The sequence below is a fragment of the Burkholderia anthina genome, assembly GCF_001547525.1.
Taxonomy (GTDB): Bacteria; Pseudomonadota; Gammaproteobacteria; order Burkholderiales; family Burkholderiaceae; genus Burkholderia; species Burkholderia semiarida.
In genome coordinates this window covers 3,072,549-3,087,836 of the sequence record NZ_CM003768.1, presented here as the reverse complement: position 1 = coordinate 3,087,836, position 15,288 = coordinate 3,072,549, and the positions used below count along the sequence as shown (strand labels likewise).

13 protein-coding genes and 1 tRNA gene are annotated in these 15,288 nt (G+C 67.1%); 9 read left to right on the top strand and 5 right to left on the bottom strand.

Annotated elements, in window-relative coordinates; all coding sequences use genetic code 11:
- Window positions 1–17 precede the first annotated feature (17 nt).
- Together recX and recA are read right to left on the bottom strand one after the other, a co-directional pair.
- Window positions 18–914 carry a recombination regulator RecX gene (recX, locus tag WS64_RS14090; protein WP_060966700.1) on the bottom strand — a complete coding sequence of 299 codons (897 nt, stop codon included), beginning with the start codon at window positions 912–914 and terminating at the stop codon, window positions 18–20.
- A complete protein-coding gene (recA, locus tag WS64_RS14085; protein ID WP_059578606.1) occupies window positions 914–1,984 on the bottom strand; it encodes a recombinase RecA in 1,071 nt (356 codons plus the stop codon). The genes recX and recA overlap by 1 nt, the downstream gene beginning before the upstream one ends.
- 190 nt (window positions 1,985–2,174) lie before the next feature.
- Between recA and WS64_RS14080 the strand changes: the two genes are divergently transcribed.
- The 4 genes from WS64_RS14080 to WS64_RS14065 all read left to right on the top strand — a co-directional run bounded on the left by WS64_RS14080 (window position 2,175) and on the right by WS64_RS14065 (window position 6,591).
- Window positions 2,175–2,903 carry a response regulator transcription factor gene (locus WS64_RS14080; protein ID WP_059578609.1) on the top strand — a complete coding sequence of 243 codons (729 nt, stop codon included), beginning with the start codon at window positions 2,175–2,177 and terminating at the stop codon, window positions 2,901–2,903.
- 17 nt (window positions 2,904–2,920) lie between these two features.
- Window positions 2,921–4,468: a sensor histidine kinase gene (locus WS64_RS14075; RefSeq protein WP_059578611.1), complete on the top strand. Its 1,548-nt coding sequence runs from the start codon at window positions 2,921–2,923 to the stop codon at window positions 4,466–4,468.
- Between the two features lie 227 nt (window positions 4,469–4,695).
- Entirely contained in the window at window positions 4,696–6,354 is a 1,659-nt protein-coding gene (locus WS64_RS14070; protein ID WP_059643034.1) for an MFS transporter, read from the top strand.
- Window positions 6,355–6,514: 160 nt separating this feature from the next.
- Window positions 6,515–6,591, top strand: a tRNA-Met gene (locus tag WS64_RS14065).
- Window positions 6,592–6,695: 104 nt separating this feature from the next.
- On the opposite strand, the gene WS64_RS14060 is transcribed toward WS64_RS14065, so the two are convergent.
- Together WS64_RS14060 and WS64_RS14055 are read right to left on the bottom strand one after the other, a co-directional pair.
- Window positions 6,696–7,670: a LysR family transcriptional regulator gene (locus tag WS64_RS14060; protein WP_059578621.1), complete on the bottom strand. Its 975-nt coding sequence runs from the start codon at window positions 7,668–7,670 to the stop codon at window positions 6,696–6,698.
- A gap of 175 nt (window positions 7,671–7,845) precedes the next feature.
- On the bottom strand, window positions 7,846–8,820 hold the full coding sequence (locus WS64_RS14055) for a GlxA family transcriptional regulator (RefSeq protein ID WP_060966699.1): 975 nt from the start codon (window positions 8,818–8,820) through the stop codon (window positions 7,846–7,848).
- Between the two features lie 115 nt (window positions 8,821–8,935).
- On the opposite strand from WS64_RS14055, the gene WS64_RS14050 reads away from it, so the two are divergent.
- Together WS64_RS14050 and WS64_RS14045 are read left to right on the top strand one after the other, a co-directional pair.
- Complete coding sequence (locus WS64_RS14050; protein ID WP_060966698.1) at window positions 8,936–9,619, top strand: DJ-1/PfpI family protein; 684 nt, start codon at window positions 8,936–8,938, stop codon at window positions 9,617–9,619.
- 59 nt (window positions 9,620–9,678) lie between these two features.
- Window positions 9,679–9,990 carry a cupin domain-containing protein gene (locus tag WS64_RS14045; RefSeq protein ID WP_059578629.1) on the top strand — a complete coding sequence of 104 codons (312 nt, stop codon included), beginning with the start codon at window positions 9,679–9,681 and terminating at the stop codon, window positions 9,988–9,990.
- Between the two features lie 58 nt (window positions 9,991–10,048).
- On the opposite strand, the gene WS64_RS14040 is transcribed toward WS64_RS14045, so the two are convergent.
- Window positions 10,049–10,333 carry a PAAR domain-containing protein gene (locus WS64_RS14040; RefSeq protein ID WP_059578632.1) on the bottom strand — a complete coding sequence of 95 codons (285 nt, stop codon included), beginning with the start codon at window positions 10,331–10,333 and terminating at the stop codon, window positions 10,049–10,051.
- 233 nt (window positions 10,334–10,566) lie between these two features.
- Here WS64_RS14040 and WS64_RS14035 point away from each other — a divergent pair, with 233 nt between their 5' ends.
- The 3 genes from WS64_RS14035 (at window position 10,567) to WS64_RS14025 (ending at window position 15,259) form a co-directional block, all read left to right on the top strand.
- Window positions 10,567–10,758, top strand: a complete 192-nt coding sequence (locus WS64_RS14035) for a hypothetical protein (RefSeq protein WP_060966697.1) — start codon at window positions 10,567–10,569, stop codon at window positions 10,756–10,758.
- A gap of 261 nt (window positions 10,759–11,019) precedes the next feature.
- Entirely contained in the window at window positions 11,020–11,907 is an 888-nt protein-coding gene (locus WS64_RS14030) for a LysR family transcriptional regulator (protein ID WP_059643025.1), read from the top strand.
- A gap of 244 nt (window positions 11,908–12,151) precedes the next feature.
- Entirely contained in the window at window positions 12,152–15,259 is a 3,108-nt protein-coding gene (locus WS64_RS14025; protein WP_060966696.1) for a transglycosylase domain-containing protein, read from the top strand.
- Window positions 15,260–15,288 lie beyond the last annotated feature (29 nt).

The following is a 15,288-nucleotide window of genomic DNA, read 5'->3' as shown; positions in this document are numbered from 1 at the left end:
GCGCGCGACCGAGTGGCTCAGTCGTCGAGCGGGAAATCGTCGCCGACCTTCAGCAACTTCACGATGGTCGCGCTCGAGAAGCCGCGCGCGGCAAGGAAGCGCGCCTGCTTCGCGCGCTCGGCGGGCGTTTGCGGCAGCGCACCGAATTTCTTGCGCCACACGGCCTGCGCGCGCGTCAACTCGGTCTCGCGCAATTGGGCATTCACCGCTTCGACGAGGCTATCGCCGACCGCATGGCGCTTCAGTTCGCTGACGATGCGCGCGACGCCGACGCGCGACGCGCGGCGATGCACGAGACTCTCGGCGAAGCGCGCGTCGGACAGCCAGCCTTCCTGTTCCAGCGCATCGAGCACCGGTTCGACGGATTCGTCTTCGCCGACGTAGGGGGCGAGCTTGCGCGCGAGCTCCGCGCGGCTGTATTCGCGCCTTGACAGATAGCCGAGCGCACGGCCCTTCAACGACCGCGGCGGTTTCGACGGCTTGCGCTCGCCTACGCCCGACGCGTCGCTCGAAGCAGCGCCGCCGGAAGATGCGCCGGCTGCGCGACGTATGCGGCGCGGATGCTGGCTGCTGCGCGTATAGACATCTTCCGTCGCGGGCGCATCGGCTGCGCGATCGTCCGGGACGCGATCGTCCGGGGCGCGATCGCCCGGGAAGCGGACACCGGACACGCGACGGCGGGAGCGGTCGTGCGCGTCGAACGACTCATCGTCGTCGAACGGATCGTCCGGTGCGGCAATCTCAAACGAAACGAGGGCATCGTCGGATGCCCTCGTCGCGGTGCGGTTCGCGGCGTTGCCGCCTGCGCCCCGCCGGTCGGCGCCCGAGGATCCGACTCGCCGCCCGGAGCGACGCGCCGTTTCGGGCGTGTCGTGCTCCGCCGGCTCGCCAGCCTGACCTCGGCGCGCAACCATCACTCTTCTTCGTCCATCGCCTCGGCTTCGTTGACTACGCCATCGGGCATCGCGACGACACCGAGCGATTCGCGGATGCGGTTCTCGATCTCGCGCGCGATTTCCGGATTTTCGCGCAGGAATTCACGCGCGTTGTCCTTGCCCTGGCCGATCTTCTCGCCGTTGTAGCTGTACCAGGCGCCCGCCTTGTCGACGATCTTCGCCTGCACGCCGAGATCGATGATCTCGCCCTGGCGCGAAATGCCTTCGCCGTACAGGATGTCGAAGATCGCTTCACGGAACGGCGGCGACACCTTGTTCTTGACGACCTTCACGCGGGTTTCGTTGCCGATCACCTCGTCGTTCTTCTTGATCGAGCCGATCCGGCGGATATCGAGACGCACCGACGAGTAGAACTTCAGCGCGTTGCCGCCCGTCGTGGTTTCCGGGTTGCCGAACATCACGCCGATCTTCATCCGGATCTGGTTGATGAAGATCACGAGGCAGTTCGTGCGCTTGATCGTGCCGGTCAGCTTGCGCAGCGCCTGCGACATCAGGCGAGCCTGCAGACCCGGCAGCGAATCGCCCATCTCGCCTTCGATTTCGGCCTTCGGCACGAGCGCCGCGACCGAGTCGATGACGATCATGTCGATCGAGCCCGAGCGCACCAGCGCGTCGGTGATCTCGAGCGCCTGCTCGCCGGTGTCCGGCTGCGAGATCAGCAGCTCCGGCACGTTCACGCCGAGCTTCGCCGCATATTGGACGTCGAGCGCGTGCTCGGCGTCGATGAACGCCGCGGTGCCGCCCAGCTTCTGCAGCTCGGCGATGACCTGCAGCGTGAGCGTGGTTTTACCGGACGATTCCGGACCGTAGATCTCGACCACCCGGCCGCGCGGCAGGCCGCCGACGCCCAGCGCGATATCGAGACCCAGCGAGCCCGTGGAGACGACCTGGATATCCTCGGCCGCTTCGCCGTCGCCCATGCGCATGATCGAGCCTTTGCCGAACTGCTTCTCGATCTGCGCGAGTGCGGCCGCCAGCGCCTTGCTCTTCTCGGCGGTCATCCCGGAGCCCTTCTTGCTATCTTCCATGAATCGTCCTTTGCTATGATGAGCAGCGTCTGTTAAAGGCGCGCCCGCTTTCAAGCGCCGCCCACGAATGCAGACACTGTATAAAAAAACAGTGTTTTATGCAAGCCCGCAATGCAGGCTGCGTTGTACACGGATAACTTCGGAGACAGCCGCGCCGGCACGAACGCCTCGCCGGCCATCGGTCAGCAACATGCGAATTCTCATCGCCGAAGACGACAGCATACTCGCGGACGGCCTCACCCGGTCACTCCGCCAATCGGGCTATGCCGTCGATCACGTGAAGAGCGGCGTCGACGCCGATACCGCGCTGTCGATGCAGACTTTCGACCTGCTGATCCTCGATCTCGGGCTGCCGAAAATGTCCGGGCTCGATGTGCTCAAGCGCCTGCGCGCCCGCAATTCCAATCTCCCCGTGCTGATCCTGACCGCCGCCGACAGCGTCGACGAGCGCGTGAAGGGGCTCGACCTCGGCGCCGACGACTACATGGCCAAGCCGTTCGCGCTCAACGAGCTCGAGGCGCGCGTGCGCGCGCTGACCCGGCGCGGCGCGGGCGGCGGGCCGACCGTCGTGCGCCACGGCTCGCTCGCGTTCGACCAGGTCGGCCGCATCGCGTATGCGAACGATCACGTGCTCGATCTCTCGGCGCGCGAGCTCGGCCTGCTCGAGGTGCTGCTGCAGCGGATCGGCCGCCTCGTGTCGAAGGAACAGCTCGTCGATCACCTGTGCGAATGGGGCGAGGAAGTCAGCAACAACGCGATCGAAGTCTACGTGCACCGGCTGCGCAAGAAGATCGAACCGAGCGGCGTGCGGATCTCGACCGTGCGCGGCCTCGGCTATTGCCTCGAGAAGGTCGCGCCCGCGACGCCGGCCGACCCGGCGGCGCCCCAGCCCGCGGCGGCCGGCACGCCGCTGCGCTGACGCCGGGCGGCGCCGCGATGGCCACGCCGGCCCATTCCCGTCACCCGACCGGCGCGCCGTCGTCGGCCGCCGACGAGGCGCGCGACGCGCGCTACGAGAACCCGTTCGCGCCGCCCGACGAAACCGAATCGGCCGAAACGCCGCGCCCGCGCTCGCTGTTCGGCGAAATCCTCGACTGGATGCTCGCACCGCTGCTGCTGCTGTGGCCGATGAGCATCGCCGTCACCTATCTCGTCGCGAAGACGATCGCGAACAGCCCGTTCGACCGCGCGCTGGAGACCAACGCGTACGTGCTCGCGCGGCAGATCCATCCGGTCAACGGCGTCGCCGAGCTGACGCTGCCGGAGCAGACGCGCGACTTCCTGCGCGCGGACAACATCGACAGCGTCTACTTCCAGGTGCTCGGCACGCGCGGCGAGCTGGTCGCGGGCGAAGCCGACATGCCGCTGCCGCGCGACGAGGACCGCCCGCCGCCGGGCGTCGTCGTGTTCCGCGACGACCTGCTGCGCGGCAACGACGTGCGCGTCGCGTACACGACCGTCGCGCTGCCGCAGGCGAGCGGCGCGCAGCCCGTGCTCGTGCAGGTCGGCGAGACGCTCGACAAGCGCAACGCGCTCGCGAACGACATCATCAAGGGCGTGATCCTGCCGCAATTCGTGATCCTGCCGCTCGCGATCCTGCTCGTCTGGTTCGGGCTGTCGCGCGGGCTCGCGCCGCTCAACGCGCTGCAGGCGCACATCCGCGCGCGCCGGCCCGACGACCTGTCGCCCGTCGAGGCGCAGCGCGCGCCGCCCGAGATCGAGCCGCTCGTCACGTCGTTCAACGACCTGCTCGCGCGCCTCGAACAGAACATGGCGCTGCAGAAACGCTTCATCGCCGACGCCGCGCACCAGATGAAGACGCCGCTCGCGGGCCTGCGCACGCAGGCCGAATTCGCGCTGCGCCACCCGGTGCCGCCCGACGTGCAGCGCTCGCTCGAGCAGATCGCGACGAGCTCCGAGCAAGCCGCGCGGCTCGTCACGCAACTGCTCGCGCTCGCGCGCGCCGAGAACCGCGCGAGCGGACTCACGTTCGAGCCGGTCGAGATCGGCGCGCTCGCGCGGCGCACCGTGCGCGACTGGGTGCAGGCCGCGCTCGCGAAACGCATGGATCTCGGTTACGAAGGCCCGGACGACGACGCGCCGCTCGACGTCGACGGCAATCCGGTGATGCTGCGCGAGATGCTCGGCAACCTCGTCGACAACGCGATCCGCTACACGCCCGAAGGCGGCCGCATCACCGTGCGCGTGCGCGCCGAGCGCACGAGGCGGCTCGTGCATCTCGAAGTCGAGGATACCGGCCCCGGCATCCCGGCCGGCGAACGCGAGCGCGTCGTCGAGCGCTTCTACCGGATCCTTGGCCGCGAAGGCGACGGCAGCGGCCTCGGGCTCGCGATCGTGCGCGAGATCGCCACGCAGCACGGCGGCACGCTGACGCTCGACGATCACGTCTACCAGCACACGCCGCGCCTCGCCGGCACGCTGGTGCGCATCAGCCTGCCGCTGACCGACACCACCCCGGATTAACCCTGACGCGCGCCGCCGCGGCTGGGTGCGAATATGCCGAAACCGGCGTTTTACCGGACGTTCGCATCACGATCGACACGCGAAGCGGCCGGTTCGCCACGGGTTAACGTGCAGTCGTTTTGTACGCGCGAGTCAGTACGCCGTAAGTTTCCGTGCCAATAATCGTCGACAGGCCCGCCCCTCCCAAGGCGGCCGCACATCTATATCAAGGGACTTGGAGACGATTCATGGCAACGTTAGGCGGGCAAATTTCGCACTCGCCGATGACGGGCGAAGAGAAGAAGGTGATCTTCGCGTCGTCGCTCGGCACCGTGTTCGAGTGGTACGACTTTTACCTGGCCGGCTCGCTCGCGGCCTACATCAGCAAGAGCTTCTTCTCCGGCGTCAATCCGACCGCCGCGTTCATCTTCACGCTGCTCGGCTTCGCGGCCGGCTTCGCGGTGCGGCCGTTCGGCGCGATCGTGTTCGGCCGGCTCGGCGACCTCGTCGGCCGCAAGCACACGTTCCTCGTGACGATCGTGATCATGGGCGTGTCGACGTTCGTGGTCGGCTTCCTGCCCGGCTACGCGTCGATCGGCATCGCCGCGCCGGTGATCTTCATCGCGATGCGGCTGCTGCAGGGCCTCGCGCTCGGCGGCGAGTACGGCGGCGCGGCGACCTACGTCGCCGAGCATGCGCCGGCCAACCGGCGCGGCTTCTACACCGCGTGGATCCAGACGACGGCCACGCTCGGCCTGTTCCTGTCGCTGCTCGTGATCCTCGGCGTACGCACGTTCGTCGGCGAGGAAGCGTTCGGCAACTGGGGCTGGCGCGTGCCGTTCGTCGCGTCGATCCTGCTGCTCGGGGTGTCGGTGTGGATCCGGTTGCAGTTGAACGAATCGCCGGTGTTCCTGCGCATCAAGGCGGAAGGCAAGACGTCGAAGGCGCCGCTGACCGAGGCGTTCGGCCAGTGGAAGAACCTGAAGATCGTGATCCTCGCGCTCATCGGCCTGACGGCCGGCCAGGCCGTCGTGTGGTACACGGGCCAGTTCTACGCGCTGTTCTTCCTCACGCAGACGCTGAAGGTCGACGGCGCCAGCGCGAACATCCTGATCGCGATCGCGCTGCTGATCGGCACGCCGTTCTTCCTGTTCTTCGGTTCGCTGTCGGACAAGATCGGCCGCAAGCCGATCATCCTCGCGGGCTGCCTGATCGCCGCGCTGACCTACTTCCCGCTGTTCAAGGCGCTCACGCACTACGCGAACCCGCAGCTCGAACTCGCGACGCAGAAGGCGCCGATCACGGTCGTCGCCGATCCGGCCACCTGCTCGTTCCAGTTCAACCCGGTGGGCACGTCGAAGTTCACCAGCTCGTGCGACATCGCGAAGAGCGCGCTCGCCAAGGCGGGCCTGAACTACGAGAACGTCGCGGCGCCGGCCGGTGCGCTGGCCCAGATCAAGGTCGGCGACACGGTGATCCAGACCTACGACGGCAAGGCGGCCGACGCGAAGGCGCAGGGCGCGGCGTTCGACAAGACGCTCGCGTCGACGCTGAAGGGAGCCGGCTACCCGGCGAAGGCCGACCCGGCGCAGCTCAACTGGCCGATGACGATCGTGATCCTGACGATCCTCGTGATCTTCGTGACGATGGTCTACGGCCCGATCGCCGCGATGCTGGTCGAGATGTTCCCGACGCGGATCCGCTACACGTCGATGTCGCTGCCCTATCACATCGGCAACGGCTGGTTCGGCGGCTTCCTGCCGGCGACCGCGTTCGCGATCGTCGCGGCGAAGGGCAACATCTACTCGGGGCTCTGGTATCCGATCGTGATCGCGTTGGCCACGTTCGTGATCGGCCTGCTGTTCGTCAAGGAGACGAAGGACTCGGACATCTACGCGCAGGATTGAGGCTGCGGGCGGAGCGGGAGATAGCCGGCGCGGATGCACTCGTTTCCGTGACCGGCTCCCGCCGGCGATGAAGGCCGGTAAGGGCTCACGGCAACTTTTTCGGGAAAGATCGAAAAAGGTGTTGACAGCCGAGCGGTAGATCTACATAATTCAAGTCTTCGGCGAATTAGCTCAGTCGGTTAGAGCGACGGAATCATAATCCGCAGGTCCGGGGTTCGAGTCCCTGATTCGCCACCAAATGCGAAAAGCCGCTGTTTCTTTCGAAACAGCGGCTTTTTTCATTGCTTCATCCAGCGCACGCCATGCCGCGCGCTGCCCGTCCTTCAGGCCGCGCGCCGCGACTACGCCACCACCGCTCCGCGCTGCGCCTCTGCCGCCTCCACCCCCACCTTCCCCCGCCAGTTCTCCCCGCCCTCCAACGCCGGCGTCGCCTCGAACACCTCCGCGATCCAGTCGGCGAACACGCGCACCTTCTGCGACAAATGCCGGTTGTGCGGATAGACGATCGAGATCGGCTTCGGCTTCGGATTGCAGTCCGGCAGCACCTCGACCAGCGAACCGTCGAGCAAGTGCGGCAGCACCATGAACAACGTAGGCTGGATCATCCCGAAGCCTTCGAGCCCGCACGTGACGTACGCATCCGAATCGTTGACCGTGACGCTGCCGTTCATCCGCACCTCGAACGGCTTGCCGTCGATCATGAACACCCACGGAATCGTCCGCGCGCCGTGGCTCGCGCGAAAATTCACCGCCTGATGTTCGACGAGATCGGCAATCTCGTTCGGCTCGCCGTGACGCGCGAGGTAATCGGGCGACGCGCACGTCACGCGCTTGAGCATCCCGATGCGCCGCGCGACCATCGACGAATCCTCGAGCGGCCCGACCCGGATCATGCAGTCGATGCCTTCCTCGACCGGATCGACGTAGCGGTCCGACAGCCCCAGCTCGAGCGTGATGTCCGGATAGCGCTGCCGGAAGGTCGACAGCGACGGCAGCACGATACGCCGCCCGAGCGAACTGGGCATGTGGACGCGCAGCATGCCGCTCGGCTTGCGGTTGCCCGCCTGGAAACTCGCGTCGGCCTCGGCGATCTCCGCGATGATCTTCATGCAATGCTCGTAGTACGCGGCGCCCTCCGGCGTCAGCGACAGCCGGCGCGTGGTCCGGTGCATCAGGCGCACGCCGAGCAGCGCCTCGAGATTCTGGATGATGGTCGTCACCGACGCGCGCGGCATCGAGAGCGTGTCGGCCGCCCGCGTGAAGCTGTTCGCGTCGACCACGCGGGTAAAAACTTCCATTGCCTGGATTCGGTCCATGCTGCCCCCCTTTCGAATCGCCAACGGAACAGAATAGAGCGCGCGGCGGGCGCGGCACAAGCCCCCGCCTATTGTTCTCCGATCCTGAATAGTTTCAAAACTTCGGACTGGAAACCGACCGGTTTCCGTTCAGTTCCGGGCGCCATCCGGTCCGGCCCCGATGATCGGTCGACCGTTACCGCACGAACCGCTCGCGATATCCCTGCGGCGACACGCCGAACACGCGCACGAAACTGCGCCGCAGCGTCTCTTCGGAACCGAAGCCGCACCGCCCGGCGATCCGCTTGACGGACCACGCCGTTTCGCCGAGCAGGCGTTGCGCGGCCTCGACACGGATCTGCTCGACCGCGCGCGCGGGCGTGCGGCCGGTTTCCGCACGATAGTGACGCACGAAGCTGCGCTCGCTCATGCTCATGCGCTCGGCCAGCGCGGGCACCGACAGGTCGGCCGTCAGGTGCTCGGCCATCCACGCGTGCAACTCGCCGAACCGGTCGGCGGTGCGCTGCATCGACAGCATCGTGCTGAATTGGGCCTGCCCGCCCGGACGCTTCAGGAACACGACGAGCTCGCGCGCGACGTCGAGCGCGGTCGCCCGCCCGAGATCGTCCTCGACCAGCGCGAGCGCGAGATCGATGCCGGCCGTCACGCCGGCCGACGTCCACAGCGCGCCTTCGCGGATGAAGATCGGGTCCGGCTCGACGCGCACGTTCGGGTAGCGCGCCGCGAATTCGTCGCAGCGTGCCCAGTGCGTGACCGCACGCCGCCCGTCCAGCAGCCCTGCCTCGGCGAGCAGGAACGCGCCGGTGCAGACCGACGCCACGCGCCGCGCGCGTCCGGCCTGCTGCCGCACCCAGCGCACCACTTGCGCATCCTTCGACGCCGCGTGCACGCCCTTGCCGCCGGCGACGATCAGCGTGTCAGGGTGGCGCGCGACCGTGCGCAGCGACTCGGCCATCACGACGAGGCCCGACGACGTCTCGACAGGCCCGGCTTCGACGGCCACGACGCACGGCGCATACGGCGCCGGCTGCCCGCGCTCCAGCGCGAGCTCGTTGACGGACGCGAACACCTGCAGCGGCCCGGTCACATCGAGCAACTGCGCACGGGGAAACGCGAAGACCAGGATCGAACGCGGGGCGGCGGCAGGCATGGCGATTGGCTGAAAACGTGGGTGATATGGCGATTTCGCCAAACACTACGCGCCTAGAATCGATCTGTCCATCCCGTGCCGAACGGCACGTTCCCTTCCCCTCCGGAGCCTTCGCATGACACTTCACATCGGCCTTCTCGTCTTTCCGGGCGTCCAGCAACTCGACCTCACCGGCCCGCACGACGTGCTCGCGTCACTGCCGGACGCAGCCGTCCATCTGGTTTGGAAGTCGCGCGACGCGGTCGCGTCGAGCAGCGGCCTCGCGCTCGCGCCGACCTGCACGTTCGACGACTGCCCGCCGCTCGACGTGATCTGCATCCCGGGCGGGATCGGCATCAACGAATTGCTGCTCGATGCCGAAACGATCGCGTTCGTGCAGCAGCGTGCGGCCACCGCGCGCTACGTGACGTCGGTCTGCACGGGCTCGCTGCTGCTCGGCGTGGCCGGCTTGCTGCGCGGACGACGCGCGACGACGCACTGGCGGTTCCACTCGCTGCTGGAACCGCTGGGCGCGATACCCGTGCGCGAGCGCGTCGTGCGCGACGGCAACCTGGTCACGGGCGGCGGCGTGACGGCCGGCATCGACTTCGCGCTGACGATCGCCGCGGAGCTCGTCGGCGACGAAGAAGCGCAGGCGATCCAGCTTCAGCTCGAATATGCGCCCGCGCCGCCGTTCGACGCCGGCTCGCCCGACACCGCGCCGGCCACGGTCGTGACGCGCGTCACCGAACGTACGGCGGCCGGCTTCGCGAAGCGCAAGCAGATCGTCGAGCAGGCGCTGCGCGCCACGTCGCGCTGAAGGCGGATGTCGGAAAAATCACGGGAGAGCGGCGCACACACGCGCCGGAGAACACATCGATGAACATCATCCGAAGCGCCGCATTCACGGCGGACCGCGCGTGGGGCGCCCTCGACATCGCGAACCTGAACGGCATCACGGTCCGGCTGCACTGGACCGACCAGCCGTATCGCTGGCACGTGAACGACGGCGAGGAAGTGTTCGCGGTGCTCGATGGCCGCGTCGAGATGCGCTACCGCGAAGCAGGCGTCGAGCACGCGACGGTGCTCGAAACGGGCGACGTCTTCCACGCGACGGTCGGCACCGAACATGTTGCGCATCCGCTTGGCGCCGCGCGCATCCTCGTGATCGAGACCGAAGGCAGCGCCTGACGGCCGGTATCGGCGCCGCGATGCCGCGCGAACGACAAGCGCCTGCGGGCGGCGGGACTCAGCCCGAGATCGTCCCGGTTGCCTGCGATGCGATCAGTTTCGGCTGCGGCGTGCACTGGCACTGGCACAGGTCGTGTTCGAGCGCGACGACCTTGCCCATCACGGTCATCGTGCGCTCGCCGCCGTCCGACACGATCACGCCCGGCGACTTGCACGCCGCACAGAACACGGATGCGCCGAGATACGCGAGTTCGCGCCCGTCGAACGACGAATTGGCGATCCCTTCGAGCACGACGCCGCCGTGATCGGTCGTGTCGCCCTTCAGAATGAATTTGCGGCTCATGATGTCGGTTCTTCCCTCGGAAACGCCGCGCAACGCAGCCGTGCACGGGCATCGTGAAACCGCCCGTCGGTCGCGGGCGTCCCGCGAGCATATCACCGCTCGCGGCCCCCGCAGGCGAGCCGCGCGGCCGGCAGCCCTTCGCTGACGCGCGGCGGCCGTTTCGCGGCAAACGCGCCCCCCTGCCGAGTCGGCGCCCGCCGGCCGTACGCCTACACCGCATGCCGAACCGTCTCATGGTGGCCGGCTGGATGCGCGAGCATGCCCGGACCGATATCGGGACAACGATTTCCGCCGTGTCGGCCAGCATGCTCGCGCGCCGCGATGGGCCGGACACGATTGCATGCGACGACCCGATTCACTGCTTCGTCGCGGTCGTGCGTCGACACGATGGCGCGAAACCGCCGGAAAACACCCTATCTCAATAAATCCGAATCCCCCGATATCTCAAATACGTGAAAAAATTAATCGCCTGGACTTTCGTACAATTACTAAAAGCTGTCTTAAAAATCATTCTGCAACGGATGCAAAACCGCTCTACATAGACGCCTGAACCCTATATTTTCCGGGCTTCCCAGCCATCAGATCAACCTGGAGCTTCATAATACTTTTTCCTCCATCACGCAATGCTCGGAACACGAATTGAAAGATAGAATTAAATAATCAATTTTTGATTCTCGGCAAAAAAAATGGACGAACTCCTTCCAATGCGACTATTTGTCAAGGTCGCCGAACTACAAAGTTTCGTGCGCGCCGCGACCGAACTGAACATCTCCAATTCGTCGGCCACCCGCATGATCATGAGCATCGAGAACCGGCTCGGCGCGCGCCTGCTGAATCGCACGACCCGCAGCCTGTCGCTGACCGACGCCGGCCATCTGTACCTGGCGCAGATGCGTCACGTGATCGAGGAAATCGACCGCGTCGAGGAAATGATCGCGTCGATGCACCAGGAACCGATCGGTTCGCTGAAGATCGCCGCGCCGGTCATGTTCGGCATGCACGTGCTCGCGCCCGCGATCGACGCGTTCAAGGCGCGCCATCCGAACATCGTGCCGGAAGTCACGATCGTCGACCGCCATGTCGACCTCGTGTCGGAAGGCTTCGATATCGGGCTGCTGCTGTCGCAGCACATCGCCAGCAACACACTGGTGAAGCGCCCGCTCACGCAATTCCAGCGCGTCGTCTGCGCGTCGCCGCAATATGTCGACCGGTACGGCACGCCCGCCCATCCGCACGATCTCGCCACCCATGCATGCCTGGTGTTCCATGCCGACTTCGCGAGCGATTATCTGACGTTCGACCACGACCAGACGCGTATCACCGTGCGCCCGAACAAGGCGGCGTCGTCGAACAATTTCGGGATCATCCGGAACTGGGCGCTTGCCGGCATGGGCATTGCCGTCCTGCCGGACTTCCTCGCCGAACCGGATCTTCACGGCGGCCAATTGGTGACCCTGCTCGACGACTATCGTCTCGAGGCGCTCCAGATGAACATCGCGTACCCCAGCCGCAAGCACTTTCCACGCAAATCCCGCCTTTTCATCGATTACCTCGTCGAACATTTCGTCAGTTGAATGAGGCGATCGCGCACGATCTTTTCGGTGTCAGATGGCGCCCCGAACGCGGATGCGGGCCACCGTACGCCGCCAGGCCGCGTCAGCGCGCGGGGCCGGCGCCGCGGCGCACGATTCCGGTGCGGGCACGGGTGTTGCGCCGCTGCATCTCAGTAGTGAACCACCCTTGGCAGCCCGCTGCGGAGGACTACACTAATCCTTAATGAGGTGCGGCCGGAGCCCGCGCCTTCAGGGAGACGCCGCCATGAATCGGCCGCTGAATCGCATCCTGCCGCGCGTGACCGGGGCTGCATCGGTCTGGACGTGGATCAAGTGGTCCTTGCTGGCCGCGCTGGTGATCGCGATCGCGATCGTGGTGAGGCTCGTGATGACCGAAGTCGCGACGTCGCGCCTGCAGGCGCACTATCTGTCCGAGCTCACCCGCGACGTCGGCTACACGGTCGAAACGGGCGCGAGCAACCACGTCCGTTTCCCCGCGAACGGGCCGTACGATCAACGCCTCGGCTATTCGATGATTCCCGCGTTCCAGCAGCGGCTGCTCGCGCGCGGCTTCGTCGTCGGCAAGCAGGCGCGCGATTCCGACCGGATGCTGGCGCTCGCCGATCACGGCCTGTTCCTGCCTTACGAAGAGAAAGACCAGACCGGGCTGATGCTATTCGACTCGACCGGCTCGCCGCTGTTCGCGACCGTGTTCCCGCAGCGCGTGTACGCCGATTTCGACACGGTGCCGCGCATGGTCGTCGATTCGCTGATGTTCATCGAGGATCGTTACCTGCTCGACCCGAACCAGCCGAACCGCAACCCGGCGATCGACTGGGGCCGCTTCAGCCGCGCGCTCGCCGACCAGGCGCTGCACGTCGTCAACCACCACCAGGCGCGCCCGGGCGGCAGCACGCTCGCGACGCAGATCGAGAAGTTCCGCCACTCGCCCGACGGCCGTACCGCGACGCCGCCGGAGAAACTGCGGCAGATCGCGTCCGCGTCGATCCTCGCGTACCTGAACGGCCCGCAGACGATGCTCGCGCGCCGCTCGATCGTCGTGCGCTACCTGAATTCGGTGCCGCTCGCCGCCCGGCCGCACGTGGGCGAAATCACCGGTATCGGCGACGGTCTCGCCGCGTGGTACGGCCGCGACTTCAACGACGTGAACCGCATCCTGTCCGCGCCGACGACCGGCGACAACGTCGACCAGCAGGGCAAGACGTTCCGCGAGGTGTTGTCGTTGCTGATCGCGCAGCGCGCGCCGTCGTACTTCCTGAATCGCGGGTATCCGGCGCTGCAGAAGCTGACCGACAGCTACCTGCGGCTGCTGTCGAACGGCGGCGTGATCTCGCCCGCGCTGCGCGATGCGGCGCTCGCGGCGCAGATCGAACGCAGCGCGCCGCCCGCCGCCGCGCGCGTGCAGTCGTTCGTGTCGCGCAAGGCCGTCACGTCCGCGCGCGCGTCGCTGCTGTCGGCGCTCGGCATCACCGACCTGTACCAGCTCGACCAGCTCGACCTGGAAGCGACCAGCACGCTCGACAACGGCGTGCAGCAGGCGGTCGCCCAGCGGCTCGCGCAGGCGTCGACCCGCGACGGCGCGCAGGCGGCCGGCCTGTACGGCTTCGAGATGCTCGCGCCGAAGGACGACCCGTCGCACCTGACGTACAGCTTCACGCTGTACGAGCATCGCAACGGCGCGAACCTGCTGCGCGTGCAGACCGACAGCGTGAACCAGCCGTTCGACGTGAATCGCGGCGGCCGCATCAACCTCGGTTCGACCGCGAAGCTGCGCACGTTGATCACGTACCTGCAGATCGTCTCCGACCTGCATGCGCGCTACGCGAACCTGTCGAACGCGGAGCTGGCGCGCGTGAAGCCCGATCCGATCGACGGGCTGTCGCGCTGGGCGCTCGACTATCTGTCGCATACGCGCGACCGCTCGCTGCAGGCGATGCTCGATGCGTCCGTCGAGCGCAAGTACTCGGCGAGCCCGGACGTGTTCTACACGGGCGGCGGCGCGCAGGTGTTCTCGAACTTCGAGAAGTCGGACAACGGCCGCATCATGACGCTGCACACGGCGTTCGAGCACTCGGTGAACCTCGTGTTCGTGCGGCTGATGCGCGACATCGTCCACTACGAGACGCTGCAGGCGGCCGGACCCTCGTCGTCGTGGCTGAACGATCCCGCCCAGCGCCAGCACTACCTGCAGCAGTTCGTCGACGGAGAAAGCCAGGTCTACGTGAAGCGCTACTACACGCGCTATGCGGGCAAGGCGCCCGACGACGCGCTCGCGCTGATGCTGCGCGACGTACGCAAGTCGCCGCCGAAGCTCGCGACGGTGCTGCGCAGCGTCGCGCCGAACGAATCGCTCGCGTGGTTCGCCGCGCGGATGCGCGCGCAACTGAAGGGCACGCCGGCCGCGACGCTGTCCGACGACGATCTCGCCGCGCTCTACGCGAAATACGCGATCGACCGCTTCAACCTGAACGACCGCGGCTATATCGCGAGCGTGCATCCGCTCGCGCTGTGGACGCTCAACTACCTGCGCGCGCATCCCGCCGCGTCGCTCGCGGACGTTCAGCGCGACAGTCGCGACGCGCGTTTCTACACGTATTCGTGGCTGTACAAGACCCGCTACCACGCGACGCAGGACCGGCGCATCCGCCGCATGGTCGAGCTGCGCGCGTACGCGGAGATCACGAAGTCGTGGCGCGCGCTCGGCTATCCGTTCGCGGAGGTGACGCCGTCGTATGCGGCCGCGATCGGCGCATCGGGCGACCAGCCCGACGCGCTCGCGAAACTGATCGGCCTGATCGCGAACGGCGGCCAGAAGGCGCCGACCGAGACGATCACGCGGCTCGATTTCGCGAAGGGCACGCCGTACGAAACGCGCTTCGTGCGCGCGGCCGCGCAACCTCAGCCGATACTGCCGCCGGAGATCGTCAAGGTGGCGCACACGCTGCTGCGCGACGTCGTGCTCAACGGCACCGCGCGCCGCCTCGCGGGCGGGCTCCCGCTGCCCGACGGCAAGACGCTCGACGTGTACGGCAAGACGGGCACGGGCGACCAGCGCTTCAACGTGTATGCGCGCGGCGCGCGGCTGATCGAATCGCGCAAGGTCAACCGCAGCGGCACCTTCGTGTTCGCGATCGGCGACCGGTTCTTCGGCGTGCTGACGGCGACCGCGCACGAGCCATACGCGGCGCGCTACGACTTCACGAGCGCGATGGCCGTGCAGCTGCTGAAGTCGATGGCGCCGGCGCTCGCGCCGCTGATCGAACGGCCGGCCGACGCCGGCACGCGCACCGCGGGCCCGGCGCCGCAGGCGGAAACGCCCGCGCCGGGCGCGACGACCGCGCACCCGTCCTGACCCGATCGCCGCGCGCAGGCGCCCGCATC